Raw genomic sequence first — 18,063 nt, forward strand, 5'->3', positions numbered from 1 at the left:
GGGAGGGGAGCTGGAGTCTGACACCGGCGGGGTGGCGACAGCAGCAGCCGCCTTATTACTGTTAGGTAACAGGTTACCGGCGGTTACCCGAGGCTCCGCGCGGCGCCCGTCCACCGCCCCGCGACCGGCGCCCCGCATGCTGGACCGGGACCGGCCCCGTCACCCCTCAGGAGCGCACGTGCCCACCCTTCCGAAGTCCGATCCGCGGGGCGCCGCGCACCCCGAGCTGGTGTGCGACCCCGGTATCTTCCGGCCGCTGCCGGACCCCGCGCCGCCCGCCGAACCGAATCCGCTGGGCTGGCCCGGGTACGAGGAGTCGAAGGCGCGGGCCGTCGCGCGCAGTGGTGCGTCCGAGTCGGTGGTGGCCGGCACGGCGACGGTGTGCGGTGTCCCGGCGGTCGTCGTGGCCTTCGCCTTCGGGCACCTGGGCGGTTCGCTCGGCCGGGCCACCGGCGACCGGATCGAGGCCGCGCACGCGCACGCCCGCGCGCACGGCCTGCCGGTCGTCTCCCTGGTCGCCACGGGCGGCAGCCGGATGCAGGAGGGCATGCTCGCGCTGACCCAGCTTCAGCGCGCTGCCCGGCAGTGCGCGCTGACCCGGGCCGCCGGGCTGCCGCAGATCGCGGTGGCCTGCGACCCGACGACCGGGGGCGGCTGGGCGACGCTCGGCGCGGGCGCGGACGTCACCCTGGCGCTGCCCGGCGCGCAGATCGGCTTCGCGGGGTCCCGGGTGCGCCCGGCGGACGCGGACCCGGCGGCGTACACGGCGGAGGGGCAGCGGGCGGCGGGCGCGGTCGACGCGGTCGTGGCGCCGGACGTGCTGCGTGAGGACGTCGGGCGCCGGCTGCGGCTGCTCACGGCCCGCACCCCGGACCCGGAACCGGCCCCGGTGCCCGCCGCGCTGGGCCGCACCGACCTGCCGGCCACCGGCTGGGACGCGGTGCTGCGTGCGCGAGCCCCCGAACGGCCGCACGCTCCCGCCTACTTGGACGCCTGCTTCACGTACCGCGAGGAACTGCGCGGCGACCGGGCGGGCGGCGTGGACGACGGCATCCTGTGCGGCTTCGGGGCGCCCCGGCCCGCGTACGGGGATCCGGGGCGGACGGTCGCGTACGTGGCGCAGTGCGGCACGGCGACGACCCCGGCGGGCTACCGGACCGCGACGCGGCTGATCCGGCTCGCGGGCCGGCTCGGCATCCCGGTGCTGACCCTGGTCGACACCCCGGGCGCCGCGAACGGCGCGGAGGCGGAGCGGGCGGGCGCGGGTCCCGCGATCGCGGAGCTGTTCGTCGCGGTCGCGGAGTGTCCGGTGCCGGTGACGACGCTGGTGATCGGAGAGGGCGGTTCGGGCGGGGCGCTGGCGCTCGCGGCGCCGGGGAACACCTGGGTGACCCCGGACGCGCACTTCTCGGTGATCGCCCCCGAGCTCGCGGCCGCGATCCTCAAGCGGCCGGCCGACCAGGTCCACGAGACCGCCGCTCAACTGCGGCTTCGTCCACAGGACTTGGTGGATCTGGGGGTGGTGCGGGGCATCGCCTGACATGACCCCGCAACCGAACAGGCGAGCAGTTGTTCCCTTGAACAGGTGATCGTCGCCTCAGAGTTTGCATGTGACCCAGGTGAACAACGATGCTTACGGAGCGCAAGCAACGGGCTGCAGACCGTAGCGAAACGCATCGCGATGCACGTGCAAGTCCCACACACATGCAACACCTCTAGGAGAACGCGACACCATGAACCTGCTTACCGACATCCTCGCCGGCGTCTTCAACTTCGTCGGCTGGCTCGTGTAACACGCCTGTCGGGCGCACGCATGCGGCGCCGTCTCCCCCGGTCCCACGGGGAGGCGGCGCCTTCCGCGTTCTTCGGGTGTCTCCTCGGGGCCGGTCAGCCCTGCGCCGCCGCGCGCATCACCTCCGCCAACTCGCCCCGCAACCGGGAGAATTCGGGGGTCGTGCGCAGGCTCGCCACATCGGCGGCGCCGCGCGCGAGCGCGACCGGGACCTCCGCGACGACCCGGCCCGGACCCGCGGCCATGACGAGGACCCGCGAGCCGAGCAGCACCGCCTCGTCGACGGAGTGCGTGACGAACAGGACGGTCGTGCCCGTGGTGTCGGCCAGGTCCCGCACCTCCTCCTGGAGCCGTTCCCGGGTCAGCGCGTCCAGCGCGGCGAACGGCTCGTCCATCAGCAGGACTTGGGGCTCGGCCGCGAGCGCCCGCGCGAGGGCGACCCGCTGCTGCTGACCGCCGGACAGCTGCCAGGTGCGCCGCCGTGCCGTACCGGCGAGGCCGACCCGCTCCAGCAACTCCGCGACCCGCTCCGCCCGTTGCCCCCGGGGCACCCCGTGCCGGGCCAGCGCGAACGCGATGTTCCCGCCGACGGTGCGCCAGGGGAACAGACGGGGCTGCTGGAAGACGACCCCGACCGTGCGCCGCACGTCGACGCCGCCCGTCGCGGGCCGTTCGAAGCCCGCGACCAGGCGCAGCAGCGTCGTCTTGCCGCAGCCCGAGGGGCCGACCAGGACCACGAACTCGCCCGCGCCGACGCTCAGGGACACCTCGCAGACGGCGGTCACGGCGTCGGAGCCCTTGCCGCCGTACCGGACGCCGACCCCGTCGAGCACGATGTCCGCGAGGTCGCGGCCGGCGTCCTTCTCCGCCGTCTCACTTCGCGGCACGGTTCAGCTCCTTCACGGCGAGGGCCCGCTCGAACACCGGGCGTCCCGGCACCGCGTCCACGGCCTTCTGCCCCTTGAGGAACACGGCGGCGTCCCGCAGGTTCGCGGCGAGGGCGCCGGGTGCGCCCGGCCGTCCCAGGTACTGTGCGCCCCGCTGCTCCTCGGCGCTGAGCAGCACGAGCTGCCTCAGCTGGCGCTTCGCCTCGCCGGCGGGGATGCCGAGCTCGGCGCCGATCGACGCGGCGGCCTTGTCCGGCTGGTTCTTCGCGCGGGCGACGGCCCGGTCCTCGGCCTTCAGCCAGGCGGTGACGATCTCCGGGTGCTCGGCCGCGAAGTCGTCGGTGACGACGCCCAGGTCGGCGGTGGGCTTGCCGGCCGCCGCGATCTTCCGGCTGGTGGTGAGGACGGTGCCGTCCTTCTCCAGTTCGCCGAGCGTCGGCGTCCACACGTACGCGGCGTCGATGTCGCCGCGCTGCCAGGCGGCGAGCGCGTCCTGCGGCTGGAGGTCGACGAGCGTCACGTCGGAGGTCTTCAGCCCGGCGTCGTCGAGCGCGGCGAGCAGCGAGTAGTGCGAGGTGGAGCCGAACGGCGCGGCGATTTTCTTCCCCTTGAGGTCCTTCACCGCCTTGACGCCCGTGCCCTTCTTCGCGACGAGGGCCTCGTTGTCGCCGATGACGTCGTGGATCCAGAGCACCTTGTACGGGATGTCGAGCGGGGCGGACAGGCCCTTGGCGACGGGGCTGGAGCCGGCGAGTCCGAGGTCGACCGCGCCGGAGATCACGGCGGTGTTCACGTCGCCGCCCGAGTCGAACCTCACCCACTTCACGTCGGCGTCGGGCAGCGCCTTCTCGAGGAGCCGCTCGTGCTTGACGACGAGGTCGGCGTTGGGGATCGCCTGGTAGGCGATGCGCACCTGGGTCCGGCCCGAGGCGCTGTCGGAACCGCCGGTGCCGCAGGCGGTCGCGGTGGCGGCGAGGGTGAGCGCGGCGGCGGCCGCGAGGAGCGTACGGCGGTGGGAGGGCATGACGGATCTCCAGAAGCAGACAGGACAGGGGCGGCAACAGGCGGGAAAGGGGGGCCGGAAGCAGAAGGGGCAGGCGAGTTCAGGCGCGTCCGCGCCAGGGGACGGCGGCCCGTTCGACGGCCTTCAGCAGTGCGTCGAGCACGATGCCGGAGACGCCGATGGCGAGGATGCCCGCGATGACGACGGCGGTCTGGTTGTAGCGCTGGGCGTCACGGATCATGCCGCCGATGCCGGGCACGCCGTTGACGGTCTCGGCGGCGACGACGGAGGTGTAGGCGACGCCGACCGCGATCCGGACGCCGGTGAGGATCTCGGGCAGCGCCGCGGGCAGCCGCACGGCGAGCAGCAGGGTCGCCGGCCCGGAGCCGAGGGCCCGCGCGGCCTCGACGAGATCGCCGGGCACGTCACGGACGGCGGCTGCGGTCGCGGCGGCGATCGGCGGCAGCGCGGCGACGACCAGGAGCCAGATCTTCGGCGACTCGTCGATGCCGAACCAGATGACGAGCAGGGACAGGTACGCGAGCGGCGGCAGCGTCCGCAGGAAGGTGACCGCCGGTTCGAGGACGACGGCGACGGGCCGCACCGCGCCGATGACCAGGCCGAGCGGGACGCCGACCAGGGCCGCGTAACCGGTGCCGATGCCGATCCGGCGCAGGCTGACGGCCAGGTGCTCGGTGAGGAGGTGGCCACTGTAGCCGTCGGTCATCCCGACGGCGAAGGCGTGCCCGACGTCGCCGGGGGACGGTACGAGGACGCGGGGCCACAGTTCGGCGGCGACGGCCGCCTGCCAGGCGGCGAGCAGGACGGCGAGGGCGATCAGCCGCAGGGCCAGCCACTGTGCGGCCTCCCGGCCGGGTCGTGCGGGGCGCGGGACACGCGCGGCGGCCGGGCGCGTCCCTGGCCCGGTGTCCGGGGACCGGGTCTTCAGCTGTGCGGTGCTCATGCCTGGGCACCCACCAGGCGCCGCAGCCGCGGGGCGACCTCCTCGCCGACGCGGAACGCCTCCTCCAGGTGCGGGTAGCCGGAGAGGATGAACTCGGAGATGCCGAGTTCGGTGTACTCGTGGAGGCGTCGGGCCACCTCGTCGTGGCTGCCGACGAGGGCGGTGCCGGCGCCCTCGCGGACCAGGCCGATGCCCGCCCAGAGGTTGGGCGCGACGGTGAGGCCGTCGGCGCTGCCGCCGTGCAGGGCCGTCATCCGGGCCTGGCCGGTGGAGTCCATGCGGGCGAAGCGTTCCTGGCTGGCGCGGATCGCCTCGGGATCCATCGCGGCGAGGATCCGGTCGGCCTCGGCCCAGGCCTCGGCGGCGGTGTCGCGGCTGATGACGTGCAGGCGCAGGCCGAAGCGCAGCGACGGGTTGCGGCCGCGGAGCCGCTCGACGCGCTCGGCGACGGCGGCGGGCGGTTCGCCCCACAGGAGCTGGACGTCGGCGCGGCGCGCGGCGACGGCCTCGGCGGCGTCGGACGCCCCGCCGAAGTACAGCGGGACCTTGAACTCGACGGCGGGGTCGGTCAGTTGGGCGCCCTCGACCTGGACATGCTGGCCCTGGAAGTCGATGCGCTTGCCGTCGAGGAGGTCGCGGAGCACGGCCATGACCTCGTCGGTGCGGCCGTACCGCTGGTCGTGCGCCAACTGGTCCCCGTAGGAGCGCTGTTCGACGGAGTCGCCGCCGGTGACGACGTTCAGGCGCAGGCGTCCTCCGGTGAATCTGCGGAAGGCGTCGGCCTGTTGGGCGAGCAGGGTGGGGCTGCTGAAGCCGGCCCGGAAGGCGACGAGGAAGCCGATGCGTTCGGTGTGCTGGGAGAGGGCCGAGGTGAGGATCCACGGGTCCACACAGCCGAGCCCGACCGGGGTGAGCAGGGAGGTGAAACCGGCCTGCTCGGCGGCGCGCGCCACCTGCGCGAGGTAGCCGATGTCGGCCCGCCGCCGGGTCGCGGCGCCGGTCCTGCCCTGCACGGACGTGACGCCGCCGGGGTCGCGTCCGTCGCCTCCGGTGGGCAGGAACCAGTGCAGCAGCGGGCGGTTTTCGGGCATGGGGCACCTCGGGCTCATGGCGTGATGACGTGCCGGCGGCGCAGGCCGCCGGACGGCCCGGGACGCGGGCACGGACACGGGCGGGGCGGCGCGCGGGAGCACGTCGGACAGGTGAGAACAGGGAAGAAGAAGGGGCCTTCAGCGAGGGAAGGCCCGGCGACGCCGCCTACGGGGCTGCTTCAGCAGCCGGACGGAGCGCGCAGACAGATGGCCCGACACAGCATCGTGGAGACACGCAGCAGATCCACGTGACGACGCGAGACGAGTACAGGGGCCATGCACGCATCCTTGCCGCGAACACGCCGCCGCGACAAGACATGTCCACATGGCGGGCGGTTGCGTACCGGCATACGAAACAGCCGGGGCCCGGCGCGGAGGTGCTCCGCGCCGGGCCCCGGCCTCGAACTCCCTTTTTCAGACGGTCACTTCACGCCGATCGCCCGCACGATCTCCTGCGTGACGGTCGCGCCCTTGTCGTCGTGGGCGGAGGCCCGCAGCGAGACGGACGCCGCGTCCTCGGGGATCCGCAGCTCGCCGGTCCAGGACGCCCCGGTGCCGTCGAGGGCGACGGACTTCCAGGTCTTGCCGTCGTCGTAGGAGACCTCCAGCCTGCCGCCGCCCAGGGTGCCGGTGCCGGTCGCGCCCTTGATGTACTCGGCGTACAGGCCGACGGGCAGCGAGGCGCCCGCGCGGACCTTTCCGGTGAGGTCGGTGTCGACGTCGAAGCCGAGGTTGATCATCGGAAGGAAGTGCCACTCGTCGTCGGCCGGCCGCGCCGAGCGGACCGTCCACTCGGTGTGCCCGGTGGTGCCGAGGCTCCACTTCTCGGGGTCGAGCGCCGTGTCGGTGACGACCTTGTACGTCTTCTCTTCCGGGGCCGCGTTCCACACGTACCCTGCGGAGCTGATCCTGCGGCCCTGGCTGACGCCGTCGGCGAACACCTCGGTGTACTGCTTCATCCCGCTCTCGGGGTCGTACGCGTCACCGAACCCCGTGTGGTCGGGACCCGAGTCGCCCCAGCCCGGCACGTTGAACTGGATCTGGTCGGCGGCGCGCTCCTGGCCCCAGCCGAGCCCGGTGCCGAGCCACGGGTGCCAGACCGGCTTGAACCAGTTGAGCTCCGTGTGCCGGCCGGCCTTGTAGGTGACCAGTCCGGAGCGCTCCTCCAGGCCCGGCACGATGACGGACTCGTGCCACTTCTGGCCCGGCTCCATGGACACGTAGTCGGTGCGCCGGTCAGGGAAGGTGTGGCGCTCCAGGAATCCGACGCCGACCTTGAAGGTGTCGGTGATCGAGAAGCGGAACTCACCGCCGTCGGCCTTCCGGTCGCCGCCGTAGTACGTGGTGTCGACGGTGGCGAGGTCCTTGCCGTCCGGGGCGTAGAGGAGGCCGCGGTCGGGCACGGCGCCCGTGTAGCCGTTCGACACGTCATACATGTACGAGGCGTCCTTGGTGCCGGTCATGTCGAGCGGGCGGCCGTCGCGGGCGCGGGTCTGGAGCCGGGCGAAGTCCTCCTTGTTCACGCTCGCGATCTGCAGCGGGCGGTCCTCGTAGTTCTCGTCGTAGAAGACGGTGTTGAGGCGGCCGGGCGCGTCGTCGCCGATGAACAGGGCCTTGGCGCCCGCGTCCTGGGCGGCCTGCGCGATCTGCGCCGGGGTGAGGGTGCCGTCGGCGTGCACGAGGACGGCCTTGCCCCGCACGTCCTTGTCCGCGTACGCGCCGGGCGCGCCGTTGCCCGCGTCGACGAGGCCGAGCCTGGTGCGGCCCTGGAGCAGCGTGGAGCCGGGCTGCTCGAAGGTCTCGCCGATGCCGTCCACGGCGACGCGAGGCTGTCCGTGCCGCCAGACGGTGCGGTACTCGAAGCTGCCGCCGGTGACCTTCTTCGTCGGCGCGGCGAACAGCGAGTCGTACTTGATCGGGACCTGGACGATGCCGAGGACGTCGGCGCCGTTCGCCTTGCGGTCGTACTCCATGAGGCGCTGGCGCGGGTCGGTGTCCTTGGGCAGCCGGAGCCCGGTCTCGCGCAGGGTGCGTCCGTCGAGGGTGATCTCGCGGTCCTGGTCGAGGGTGATCTCGGGGTTCGAGAGGTAGGCGAGGCCGAGCGAGTCGGGGCCGCTCGCGCCGCGCACGTCGAGGAAGGTGTCCGCGGTGTACGTGCCCGGCTTCAGGCGCAGTTGGACGGTGCCGGAGTCACCGACGGCGACGATGCCCGGGTCGGTGCCCTCGGCGAGCTCCTGAAAGACGATGTTCGCGGGGGTCGGCTCGCCGTCCCGGTCCTTCACGTGGACGGTGAGCGTGTACCGCTCCTCCTCCTTGACCAGGCCGAACGCCGTGTGCGCGACGGGGGTCCCGGCGGCGCTCGCCACGATCCGCCCGCTCACGTTGCCGACGGCGGCCTTGCTGCCGTCGCCGGTGACGGTGGTGGAGGCGGTGCCGTGCGCGGGCACGGTCAGCTTGTCGTCGGCGAGCGTCACGACCCCGTCGGAGGCGCCCTCCGCCGCGAGGCTCAACTCCACCGGCTGATCCGAGGAGTTGGAGTAGGTGACCTTCTTGGTGACCGGCTCATTGCTCTCGTAGGGCCACTTGAAGAAGCCCAGGTCGGCGCTGCCGGTCGCGGTGATCTTCGCGGCGACGGCGTCGGGAACCGAGACACGGCCCGCGCCGATGGCGTACGCCGAGTCGTCGAGCTGCTTCGAGGTCGACATCAGGGCGTCCTTGAGCTGCGCGCCCGTCCAGTCCGGGTGGGCCTGCGCGAGCAGCGCGGCGACACCCGCGACGTGCGGCGTCGCCATCGACGTACCGCTCATGGTCGTGTACGAGCCGGAGCCGGCGACGAGGGAGGAGCGGGCGGCGAGGATGCCCACGCCCGGGGCCGACACATCGGGCTTCAGCCCCTGGTCGCCGTAGCGCGGGCCCTGGCTGGAGAACTCGGCCCGCTCGTCCTGGCTGTCGACGGCGCCGACGGTGAGGGCGGAGTCGGCGGCGCCGGGCGAGCCGATCGTGCCGGGCCCGTAGGCGTTGCCGGCCGCGATCACGAACAGGGCGCCGGTCTCGGCGGACAGGGAATCGACGGCGGCGGCCATCGGGTCGGTGCCGTCGCTGCCCTCCGAGGAGCCGAGGCTCATGGAGACGACCTTCGCCTTGATGTCCTTGGCGGCCCACTCCATGCCGGCGATGATCTCGGACTCGGTGCCGAAGCCGTCGTCGCTGAGCACCTTGCCGACGGCGAGCGTGGCGTCCGGGGCGACGCCCTTCTCCTTGCCGTCGGAGGCGGCGCCGGAGCCGCCGACGGTCGAGGTGACGTGCGTGCCGTGGCCCTGACGGTCGGCGACCTCCTGACCGGCGATGAACGACTTCGACTCGCTCACGCGCGAGGCGAGGTCCGGGTGCGTCGTGTCGTAGCCGGTGTCGAGGACGGCGACCTTGACGCCCTTGCCGGTGAGCCCGGCCTCCCACGCCTTCGGCGTCCCGATCTGCGCGTTGGACTGCTCCATGTCGGCCTTCACCCGGCCGTCGAGCCACACCTTGGCGATGCCGTCGGCGAACGCGTCCTTCTCCGTGGCCGCGTTCCAGAAGGTGCGGCCCTTGGCGGCGGCGAGTGCGGCGCCACCGACACTGGACAGCTTCCGGGTGCGCTCGGAGCCCTTGGGGGTGAGTGCGGCGGAGCGCGCGCTCTTGCCCTTGTAGGTGACGATGAGCGGGGTCGCGTCGGCCTTGTTGTCGGCGAGGCCCTGCTCGATCAGGGCGCTGACGTCGAAGAGCCGGGGGTCGAGGGTCTTGGCGGCCAGGTAGGGCTGCGCCTCCTCGGGTACGACGGTGATCCGTCCGTCGCTCACCTGGGTGCGCACGGTGCCGTCGGCTCCCTGGGGCCGTTTCACGTCGACGGTCTTCCTGCCGCCGCCGAGGTCGGTGACGGTGACCTTGTCGCCGGTGACCAGCGTCACCGTGTGGGCGGCGCGGGCGGCCTTGGTGGTCTGCCGCGCCGGGGTGTCCGGGCCGGTCGGGCCGGTGCCGTCCGGTGCGGCGTGCGCTCCCGCCAACGGCAGCAGGGCGAGGGTGAGCCCTGCCGACAACAGCGCCGCGGTACGTCTCGCTACTGGTCCTCTGGTCATCTTGGCCTCTCTTTGCAGGCTTCCGATCGGGGGTGGTGCCAGAGTGCTAGGAGGAGTGTGAACGACCTTCTGCGTCAGCGGAGTTGAACTGTGGTGGCGGATGACCGCCGTGACACCTTCCCGCCAGGGCACAATGGCGGGGAGGCAGGGACGAGGCTGAGGGGGGACGAAGTCGTGGACGGGTTGGTGGAGTTCGAGGTCACCGAGGGTGCGCCGGTGCTGTTCGAGGCGGTCGGCGAGGACGCGGAGCCGGACGGCGCCCGGCATGTGAACCGGGACAACGACGCGGTGCGGGCCTCCCGCACCTTCGAGCAGTCCCTCGGCGCGGTCCGCTCGGCGGCCGAGTCGGCGCTGCGCGTGCTGCGGGACGGCGCGCTGAAGCCGGACGCGGTGGAGATCGAGTTCGGCGTGAAGATGTCGGCGGAGGTCGGGGCCGTCATCACGAAGGGCGCCGCCGAGGGGCATCTGGTGGTCAAGCTCAGCTGGTCCTCCGGCCCCGGCCCGGCGGAGGAGGACACGGCCGGCCGATGAACGACTGCCAGTGGCAGGCCCGCATCGAGCGGGCCGGGCGCATTCTCGGGTCCGGCTTCCTGATCGCCGGACGGACCGTGCTGACCTGCGCGCACGTCGTCGCCGGCGCGGACGGGCCACTGACGGTGACGTTCCCCAACCGCCGGTCCGAACGCCCGGTGGAGGCCCGGGTCCTGGTGGGCGCGGGCTGGCACGGCGACGCGACCGCGCCGGGTGACCTGGCGGTGCTGGAGCTGGCCCGGGAGGTCGACGTGGCACCGGCCCGGTTCGGCACGGAGAGCGAGGCGTACGCGGGCGCCGACGGCCGGGCGCCGACCCTGCACGCGTACGGCTTCCCGAAGAGCTTCGACGAGGGCACGCAGGCCGCGTACCGGACCGTGAGCCCGACCCGGGTCCGCGACGAGTGGGTCGAGCTGGTCGCGGACCTCGCGCACGGGCAGCCGCTGCGCTCCGGGTTCAGCGGCGCGGCCCTCACCGTCGCGGGCACGAACCGGGTCGTCGGCATCGTCACGAGCGTGACGGGCGGCGCGGGCACGATGACGGGCCGGATGATGCCCCTGTCGGTCATGGTCCGGTACTGGGAGGACCTCGTCCTGTACCTGCCGGGCCCGGCCCGGCTGAACGCGCTGGTGGAGAAGGCGCTGCGGACCGGGCTCGACTGCCGTCCGGAGCGGCTGTACCGGCAGGCGGCGGGCCCCTGGGCGCCGCCCGTCCCCTCGCACGAGCTGCGCTCCCTGCCGATGGCGGCGTGGCACGCGCTGAACGCGCCGGAGCCGGAGGTCGCCGAGCGGTTCGCGGACCGGCTCGAGGAGCTGCTCGGCGAGAGTGCGCGGGAGCGGCCGGGCCGGGCCCCGGCGGCCTGGACGCCGGTGGTGTTCACCGTGGAGCACAGCGGGGCCGGCGAGGACGAGGTGCGGGTGACCGTGTCGGCGTACCACGAGGGCCATCCGCATCTGGTCGAGGAGCCGCGCACGCTGCCGAGCTCGGAGGTGCCCGGCTACGTCGAGTCGGTCATCGACACCGCGATCGACCATCTCCCGGACGACACCGACGAGTTGGTGGCCTTCGAGCTGCCCCGGCCGTTCCTCAACTGGCCGGTGGACCGCTGGCCCGCGGGCGACGGCGACCCGACGCCGCTGGGCTGCGCCTACCCGGTGGTGGTCACCGCGCACAGCCGGCGCGAGGGTGGCCGGCGGCGCCGGCTCGCGAAGAGCTGGCGGGCGCGCGGGGACCGGCCGGCGTCCGGGGTGCACCGCGTCGACTGCTCCGACGGTCCGCCGCCCAGCCAGTCGGACCTGGCCCGGGCCGACGTGGTGGGCTTCGCCGCGCCGCCGGGGCCCGGTCCGCGGCCGCACTTCGACACGGCGCTCGCCAAGCCGGTCCCGGTGCTGCTGTGGCCGCGCACCGGCTGCGCGGGCGGCCACGAGGACGGCACGCCGTGCCCGGGCACGGCGTTCCTCGACGCCCTCGGCACGTATGTGTCCGGTCTGCCGCTCGACGAACTCCCGCAGCACATCATGGCGTTGCGGGAGCGGGCGAGCGCGCAGGAGCAGCACTGGGCGCACGACATCCAGCTGCTGTGGGACTCCCCGCGCTGCTTCCCGGCCCCGGACCGGGAGGCACTGCACCGCCACTGCCCGGTCGCCTGATCGACCCGCATCATCCACGAACGACGACGAATCGAACGACGTACGGAGACGAGCCGAACATGCCGCAGTGGTCCGTGTACACGGGAGCGTCCGCGCCGCACGACGGCATCGACCGGCTGCCCGCCCCGCCGCCCTGGCGCGCGTTCGACGGCGGCCCGGTCCTGCCGCCGCCTGCCGAGGACGCGGACACGGCGGCGGTCTCGCCCGACCGGCTGCACCGCGCCCACACCTACCGGCCGACGCCGGAGAGCGTCGACCTGGTGAACGCGGCGCTGTACCTGCGCCGTCCGCTCCTGGTCACCGGGCCGCCCGGCACGGGCAAGTCCTCCCTCGCCTACGCCGTCGCCCGCGAGCTGCGGCTCGGCCCGGTCCTGCGCTGGAACGTGACGAGCCGCTCGACGCTCGCGGACGGCCTGTACCGCTACGACCCGCTCTCCCGCCTGTACGCGGCCCGCGGAGAGCGGCGTCCGCCCACGGAAGGCGTGGCGGACGTCGCCGACCACCTGCGGCTCGGCCCCCTCGGCACCGCGCTCCTGCCGCACGAGCGGCCGCGGGCGCTGCTCGTCGACGAGATCGACAAGGGCGACCTCGACCTGCCGAACGACCTGCTGAACGTGCTGGAGGAGGGCCAGTACGAGATTCCCGAACTGCTGCGCGCGGGCACCGAGGCGCGGGTGCGGGCCGACGGTACGGACGAGACGGTGCCGGTCGCGGCCGGCCGGGTGCGCTGCCGCGCGTTCCCGTTCGTGGTGCTGACCAGCAACGGGGAGCGGGAGTTCCCGCCCGCGTTCCTGCGCCGCTGCGTCCGGCTGCGGCTGCGCCGCCCGGGCCGGGACCAGCTGGCCGCGATCGTCGACGCGCACCTGGGCGAGACCGACGGGTACGCCGAGGAGCTGATCGGCCGGTTCCTGCGGCGCGCCGACGCGGGCGAGCTGGCCACGGACCAGTTGCTCAACGCGCTGTACCTCACGGGCGCGGCGGGCCTGGACGCGGCGTCCCGCGAGGAGCTCGCCCAGCAGCTCCTGCCGGGGCTCGGCGCGCGTCCCGACGACGGCGGCTGACGACGATGGCAGGTGACCTCGACCGGCTCGCGGCGGCGCTGGCCGCGGCGGCGGACGGCGAGCGGCCCACCCCGGCCGAGCTGGCGGAACTGCTGTGGCTGGCCCGGGCGTTGGACCGCGCGGAGAGCGCCGCGGGCACGGGCGACGCGGGGCCCTCCGGCGCTTCCGCTCCCGGTGGCGCTTCCGGTGGCGCGGGGTCCGGCGACGGGTCCACGGCACCGGCGGGTCCGCCGCACCCGCCGCCCGGCCCGCGCACGCCACCGGCCCCCGTCGACCAGCCCGCGCCGGCACCGCCCGAGCCCCGGCCGCTCATGCCGGAGCCGCCCCGGGTCACCCTCTACGTGGCCGAGGACCAGGCCGCCGGTCCGGCCGGGCCGCTGGCCCCCACGCCGCCGATGCTGCGGCACCCGCTGCCCCTGCAGCGCGCGCTGCGACCCCTCAAGCGCCGGGTGCCGTCGCCGACGGGCGTGCCGGAGCTCGACGAGCACGCCACCGCCGACCGCATCGCCCGGCTCGGCGGCGGACCCGACGCCTGGCTGCCCGTGCTGCGCCCGGCGCCCGAGCGCTGGCTGCGGCTCGTGCTGGTCCACGACAACGGGCCGACCATGCCGGTCTGGCGCCCCCTCCTGCGCGAACTGCACGGACTCTTCGGGCAGTCGGGCGTCTTCCGTACGATCGCCGTCCACGAGGCGTCGCCGGACGGCCGGATCCACGGCCTGGTCGTGCCGCCCGACGGCCGGACCGCCGTGCTGGTCCTCAGCGACTGCTCCGGCCCGCAGTGGCACTCCGGGGAGGCGGGCGCCCGCTGGTACGGCACCCTGCACGCCCTGGCCCGGCGCGTCCCGCTCGCGGTGCTCCAGCCGCTCCCCGAACGCCTGTGGCCCGGCACCGCCCTGCCCGCCGTACCGGGCCGCCTCACCGCCCCGCACCCGGCGGCGCCCGCGTCCGCGCTGGGTTTCGCCCCGTACGATCCCGACGCCTGGCCACGGCCCGAGGACGCCCCGGACGCGCTCGCGCTCCCGGTCCTGGAGGCGGACCCCCGCTGGCTGTCCCACTGGGCCCGGCTGACGGCCGCGCCGGGCGGCGCGCGGGTGCCGGGCGCGGCGGCCTGGCTGACCCCCGCGGGGCCCGCCGACGCGACGGCCCCGGACCCGGGCCCGGACCTGTCGGAGGCGGGCCGGTACGGCGCGACGGACCGGTCCGGGACGGTGGACCAGTACAGGACGGTCGAGCGGTACGGGACCGTCGACCCCTACGGGACGGCCGGCCCGGACGACGATCCGGACCCGATGACCGACGCCGAGCGGCTCGTGCTCGGCTTCCGGGGATCCGCCTCGCCGGAGGCGTTCCGGCTCGCCGGGCATCTGGCGCTCGGAGTGCCGCACCTGCCGGTGATGCGGCTCGTCCACTCCGTCCTGGAACCCGATCCGCGCCCGGCGCACCTCGCCGAGATCATCGTCTCGGGCATGCTCGTGGAGGTCCCCGGTCCGCCCGGCTCCTACGCGTTCCGCCCCGGCGTCCGGGAGCTGCTGCTGCGCTCCCTGCCGCGCAGCGAACGCGGACGCACGGCCCGACTCCTCGCGGAGCGCGGCGCGTTGATCGAAGCGCTGGTCGACACGGTGCCGCCGGAACTGCCCGTGACGACGTCGCCGGGGGCGGACCCCGGCGGGGACGGGGCGGTGGCGGAGGTCAGCGCCGAGACGCTGGAGCGCATGGGCGGCTCCGCGGCGCCGGCCGTCCCCGCCCCGGGGGTGCTGCTCGGCGGGCGTTACCGGCTCGTGCGGCAGGTGCGGCCCGGCGGCTCGGTGTGGCGGGCGCGGGACACGGGGTCCGGGGCGGCCGTGGCGGTGAAGCTGTACCCGTCGCTGCCCGCGCGGGGGCGCCCCGCGTTCCGTCACATGGCCGAGCGGCTGCGGCAGTTGCGGCATCCGAACGTCGTCGCCGTGTCCGACGCCGACACGGAGGCTCCGGTCCCCTATCTGGTGATGGAGTACCTGGACGGCGTCCCGCTCGGTTCCCTCACCCCGGGGCGGCTGCCCGGTGCCCTGCTGACCCGGGTGGCCGCGGGCCTGGGCGGCGCTCTGGTGGCGGTCCACGACGCCGGGTTCGCCCATGGCGGGGTGCGCGGATCGCGGGCGATGCTGCTGCCCGACGGCACGGTGAAGCTCGTCCAGTTCGCCCCCGCGAGCGCCGGCCAGACCGGCGCCTTCGACCGCGAAACTGAACAACTGGCCGCACTGTGCCGTCAGTTGGGCTGCGCGCCCGGGTTCACGCAGACCCTGCTCTCGGGCGACGCCGGGCAGATGGAGAGCAATCTGCGCGGCCTCGCCGACGGCCACGCACGGCTCGCGCTCGTCGACGACGGCGCCACGATCCGCCCCCCGCTCGTCTACAGCCTGCTCGGCCCGCTCAAGGTCCTCCCGAACGACGGCGACGACGCCCCCGAGATCCCGCTCTACTCCCCCGTCGACGCGGCCGTGCTGTGCGCCCTGCTCCTGCGCACCGGCCACCCGCTGACCCGCACCGAACTGGCCGACGCCGTATGGGACCCCGAGGACCGCCCCGAGGACCCGGACGCGGCGCTCGCCGCCTGCGTGTCCCGGCTGCGCGGGGCCGGCGCCGGTCTGATCGCGGAGGTCGACGACGGGTACGCGGTGCACACGAGCGCCGACCTGCTCGACGTGACGGAGCTCCTGAACGCGGCGCGGACCGCGGACACCGCCTACACGAACCGCACGCCCCTGACCCTCGGCTCCACCCGCGCCCTCGTCCAGCACGTCCTCGACCTGTACGAAGGCACCCCACTGGACGGCGTCCCGGGCCCCGGCGCGGAGGCGGCCCGCGCCGAACTCACCGAGCTGCGCCTGACGTTGCTCGCGCTGCGGGCCGACCTGGACCGGGAGTCCCGGGTGCCGCTCGTCCCCGCCCCGTCGGCGAAGACGCCCTCGGAGCCCGAGCCGGCCGTGAGCGCGCCGAGCCACGCCTCCGTGCTGTTCAGTGCCCCGGACGGCCGGAGCAATCAACTGTCCGTGCTGGCCGGCCGGTTGGCCGCGAGCGCCGACCTCGCCGAGGCGGACCACACGGCGGCCACCTCCTCCCCGCATCTGCACGAGGAGCTCATCGCCACGCCCGAGGCACTGGACCGCCTCCTCGAAGCCGTCGTCACCCGGCTCGCCGGGACGGCCGCCGACCTCCAGCTCACGGGCGACCTCTCCGTGACGTTCTGGCCGAAGGGCGTCCGCATCCCCAAGGTCACTCCCGGCTTCTCCCCCGCCCCGCTGGAAGTGGCGGTCTCCGCGCGGCTCGTCACGGCGGACCGGGCCCGCGTCCTGGGTCTTCGCCCCGTAGGGGACCCGCCGACCCACTGGATCCACCAGCACCTCTCGGCGTCGGCGGAACGCCAACTGGCGTGGGTGCTCGACGAGTCGCTGCGCCACCGGGAGCAGGCGCGCTCCGCGCTGGTCGCCGACCTCAACGCCGAACTGCGCCGCAGCGGCCTGGCACCCACACTGGGCTCCCGCCCCCCGTCCCTGGAGATCGCCGCCGCCGTACTGAGCATGCCCCGGGGCCGGCGCGCCCTGATCGGCTCCCTGGGCCGCCACGCCCCGGACGCCGTGAGCGCCGCCGGTGAGGCACTCGACCGAGCGGAAGACCAGGGCCTCGACGTGTCCGACGTCGTCGCCGCCCTGCAAGGCCTCGCCGTCCAGCGCCACCGCGGCCACCGCGCCCTGTGCGCCTCGATCCTGGCCGACCGGCTCGACTGCACGATCCACCTGGGCGGCAGCAGCCGGCACGCCCTGGAGGAGGTGGCACGGGCCGCCCTCGGCCACGAGGACGGGCTCCGCGTCCTGGCCCAGCTGATCCGCTACACGGAGGGACCGGACGCGGCGGACCGCCTCAACGAACTGGTCCCCCCGGACCGGCTCCCCCTGATGGAGACCGTCCCGGGACGGCTCGACCGGCTCTTCCAGGTGGCCGACTCCCTGGTCGCGTACGAGGCCATGGGCGACCCGGCCCTGCGCCAGTACCTCGGCCGGGTCCTCGCCGACGCCACGAGCGACGCCGTCGTCCTGCCCGGCACCGACCTGCGCACCGATGCACTCGCCCTGGCCCACGCCGCCCTCTCGAACCGCTACGACACCGAGGCACTGCTCCGCCTGATCAGCCGTCCGGCCCCGACGACCGCCCCCGACGCGCCGGACGAGCCCGCCGGACCGCCCCCCGAGTCCCTCGTCCGAGGCCCCCTCGACCTCCCGGCCGAGGGCGTCCCGCCCGCCCCGGGCACGACCCTGGTCTACGTCCGCCCGGACGGCGTCCGCACCCTCGACCCGCCCGGCCCGCGCGAGGCGTACGTGGAGTGCTACGAGGTCGACCTGCGCGCGTACACGTACCCCCTGGACGAGGTGCTGCCCGGCGCCCGCGCCGTCGTGCAGATCACCGATCCTGTCGAGGCCGCCGCACGCCGGTCCCGGGGCCCGGACCTGCCGGCCCGGCTGGCCTGGAATCTCCGGCTGGGCGTCCCCCCGGCCGACCCGGCGCGCGTCCGCCCGATCCCCGGGCACACCGTGCGCTGGGTGCTCCCCGACGCGCAGGCCGCGCCCGCCCCGGAGACCGCCCGCCCGTCGTCCCCGCAGAAGCCGCCGCGCGACGACGTGGCCCGCCTGATCGACTCCGCCGAGTGCGCGCTCCTCGGCTTCGACGGCCTGCTCGTGCACCTGTATCCCCGCCAGGGGGACGCCCGCCGCGCCGCGCTGGAACTGACCGGGCTGGTGGCGGAGCTGCGCGATCCGGAGGAGGCGCTGAGCGGCGCCCCGCTCGACCCGCACCCGGGCGCCGAGCCGCATCCCCTCGACGTCCTGCGCGCCTTCGCTCGCCACCCTCGCCTGAGCCGCCCCCGGCGCGAGCGGCTCGACGCCGTCGAGTCCCGCGCGCTGCGCACCGCCCGCCGTGTCGAGGGCGCGGACGGCCTGGTC

Annotated in this window: 10 protein-coding genes; 5 read left to right on the top strand and 5 right to left on the bottom strand. The window is 74.7% G+C overall.

What is annotated here, in order from left to right; genetic code table 11:
- The first annotated feature begins 178 nt into the window (after positions 1-178).
- Positions 179-1,540, top strand: coding sequence for a carboxyl transferase domain-containing protein (locus ACFW9D_RS14825; RefSeq protein ID WP_384621893.1), 1,362 nt, complete (start codon positions 179-181; stop codon positions 1,538-1,540).
- Positions 1,541-1,887: 347 nt separating this feature from the next.
- Here the strand turns inward: ACFW9D_RS14825 and ACFW9D_RS14830 are convergent, their stop codons facing one another.
- The 5 genes from ACFW9D_RS14830 to ACFW9D_RS14850 form a co-directional block, all read right to left on the bottom strand.
- Positions 1,888-2,679, bottom strand: coding sequence for an ABC transporter ATP-binding protein (locus ACFW9D_RS14830; protein WP_384621896.1), 792 nt, complete (start codon positions 2,677-2,679; stop codon positions 1,888-1,890).
- A complete protein-coding gene (locus ACFW9D_RS14835; RefSeq protein ID WP_188339097.1) occupies positions 2,666-3,703 on the bottom strand; it encodes a glycine betaine ABC transporter substrate-binding protein in 1,038 nt (345 codons plus the stop codon). Before ACFW9D_RS14835 ends, ACFW9D_RS14830 begins: the two co-directional genes overlap by 14 nt.
- 79 nt (positions 3,704-3,782) lie before the next feature.
- Positions 3,783-4,646 carry an ABC transporter permease gene (locus tag ACFW9D_RS14840; protein WP_384621899.1) on the bottom strand — a complete coding sequence of 288 codons (864 nt, stop codon included), beginning with the start codon at positions 4,644-4,646 and terminating at the stop codon, positions 3,783-3,785.
- Positions 4,643-5,737 carry an LLM class flavin-dependent oxidoreductase gene (locus ACFW9D_RS14845; protein WP_384621902.1) on the bottom strand — a complete coding sequence of 365 codons (1,095 nt, stop codon included), beginning with the start codon at positions 5,735-5,737 and terminating at the stop codon, positions 4,643-4,645. The genes ACFW9D_RS14840 and ACFW9D_RS14845 overlap by 4 nt, the downstream gene beginning before the upstream one ends.
- A 422-nt stretch (positions 5,738-6,159) precedes the next feature.
- On the bottom strand, positions 6,160-9,849 hold the full coding sequence (locus ACFW9D_RS14850; RefSeq protein ID WP_384621905.1) for a S8 family serine peptidase: 3,690 nt from the start codon (positions 9,847-9,849) through the stop codon (positions 6,160-6,162).
- 174 nt (positions 9,850-10,023) lie between these two features.
- On the opposite strand from ACFW9D_RS14850, the gene ACFW9D_RS14855 reads away from it, so the two are divergent.
- The 4 genes from ACFW9D_RS14855 to ACFW9D_RS14870 all read left to right on the top strand — a co-directional run.
- Complete coding sequence (locus ACFW9D_RS14855; protein WP_188339093.1) at positions 10,024-10,380, top strand: CU044_2847 family protein; 357 nt, start codon at positions 10,024-10,026, stop codon at positions 10,378-10,380.
- A complete protein-coding gene (locus tag ACFW9D_RS14860; RefSeq protein WP_188339092.1) occupies positions 10,377-12,029 on the top strand; it encodes a trypsin-like peptidase domain-containing protein in 1,653 nt (550 codons plus the stop codon). The genes ACFW9D_RS14855 and ACFW9D_RS14860 overlap by 4 nt, the downstream gene beginning before the upstream one ends.
- Before the next feature lie 59 nt (positions 12,030-12,088).
- On the top strand, positions 12,089-13,090 hold the full coding sequence (locus tag ACFW9D_RS14865) for an AAA family ATPase (RefSeq protein ID WP_384621909.1): 1,002 nt from the start codon (positions 12,089-12,091) through the stop codon (positions 13,088-13,090).
- 5 nt (positions 13,091-13,095) lie between these two features.
- A partial coding sequence (locus tag ACFW9D_RS14870) for an SAV_2336 N-terminal domain-related protein (RefSeq protein WP_384621912.1) occupies positions 13,096-18,063 on the top strand: 4,968 nt, incomplete at its 3' end.

Source organism: Streptomyces sp. NPDC059524, assembly GCF_042749255.1.
Classification (GTDB): Bacteria; Actinomycetota; Actinomycetes; order Streptomycetales; family Streptomycetaceae; genus Streptomyces; species Streptomyces xanthii.

Coding starts and splice junctions, on each gene's coding strand:
- ACFW9D_RS14835 (WP_188339097.1), bottom strand. CDS start 3,703: ATGCCCTCCCACCGCCGTACGCTCCTCGCGGCCGCCGCCGCGCTCACC.
- ACFW9D_RS14840 (WP_384621899.1), bottom strand. CDS start 4,646: ATGAGCACCGCACAGCTGAAGACCCGGTCCCCGGACACCGGGCCAGGG.
- ACFW9D_RS14845 (WP_384621902.1), bottom strand. CDS start 5,737: ATGCCCGAAAACCGCCCGCTGCTGCACTGGTTCCTGCCCACCGGAGGC.
- ACFW9D_RS14850 (WP_384621905.1), bottom strand. CDS start 9,849: ATGACCAGAGGACCAGTAGCGAGACGTACCGCGGCGCTGTTGTCGGCA.
- ACFW9D_RS14860 (WP_188339092.1), top strand. CDS start 10,377: ATGAACGACTGCCAGTGGCAGGCCCGCATCGAGCGGGCCGGGCGCATT.
- ACFW9D_RS14865 (WP_384621909.1), top strand. CDS start 12,089: ATGCCGCAGTGGTCCGTGTACACGGGAGCGTCCGCGCCGCACGACGGC.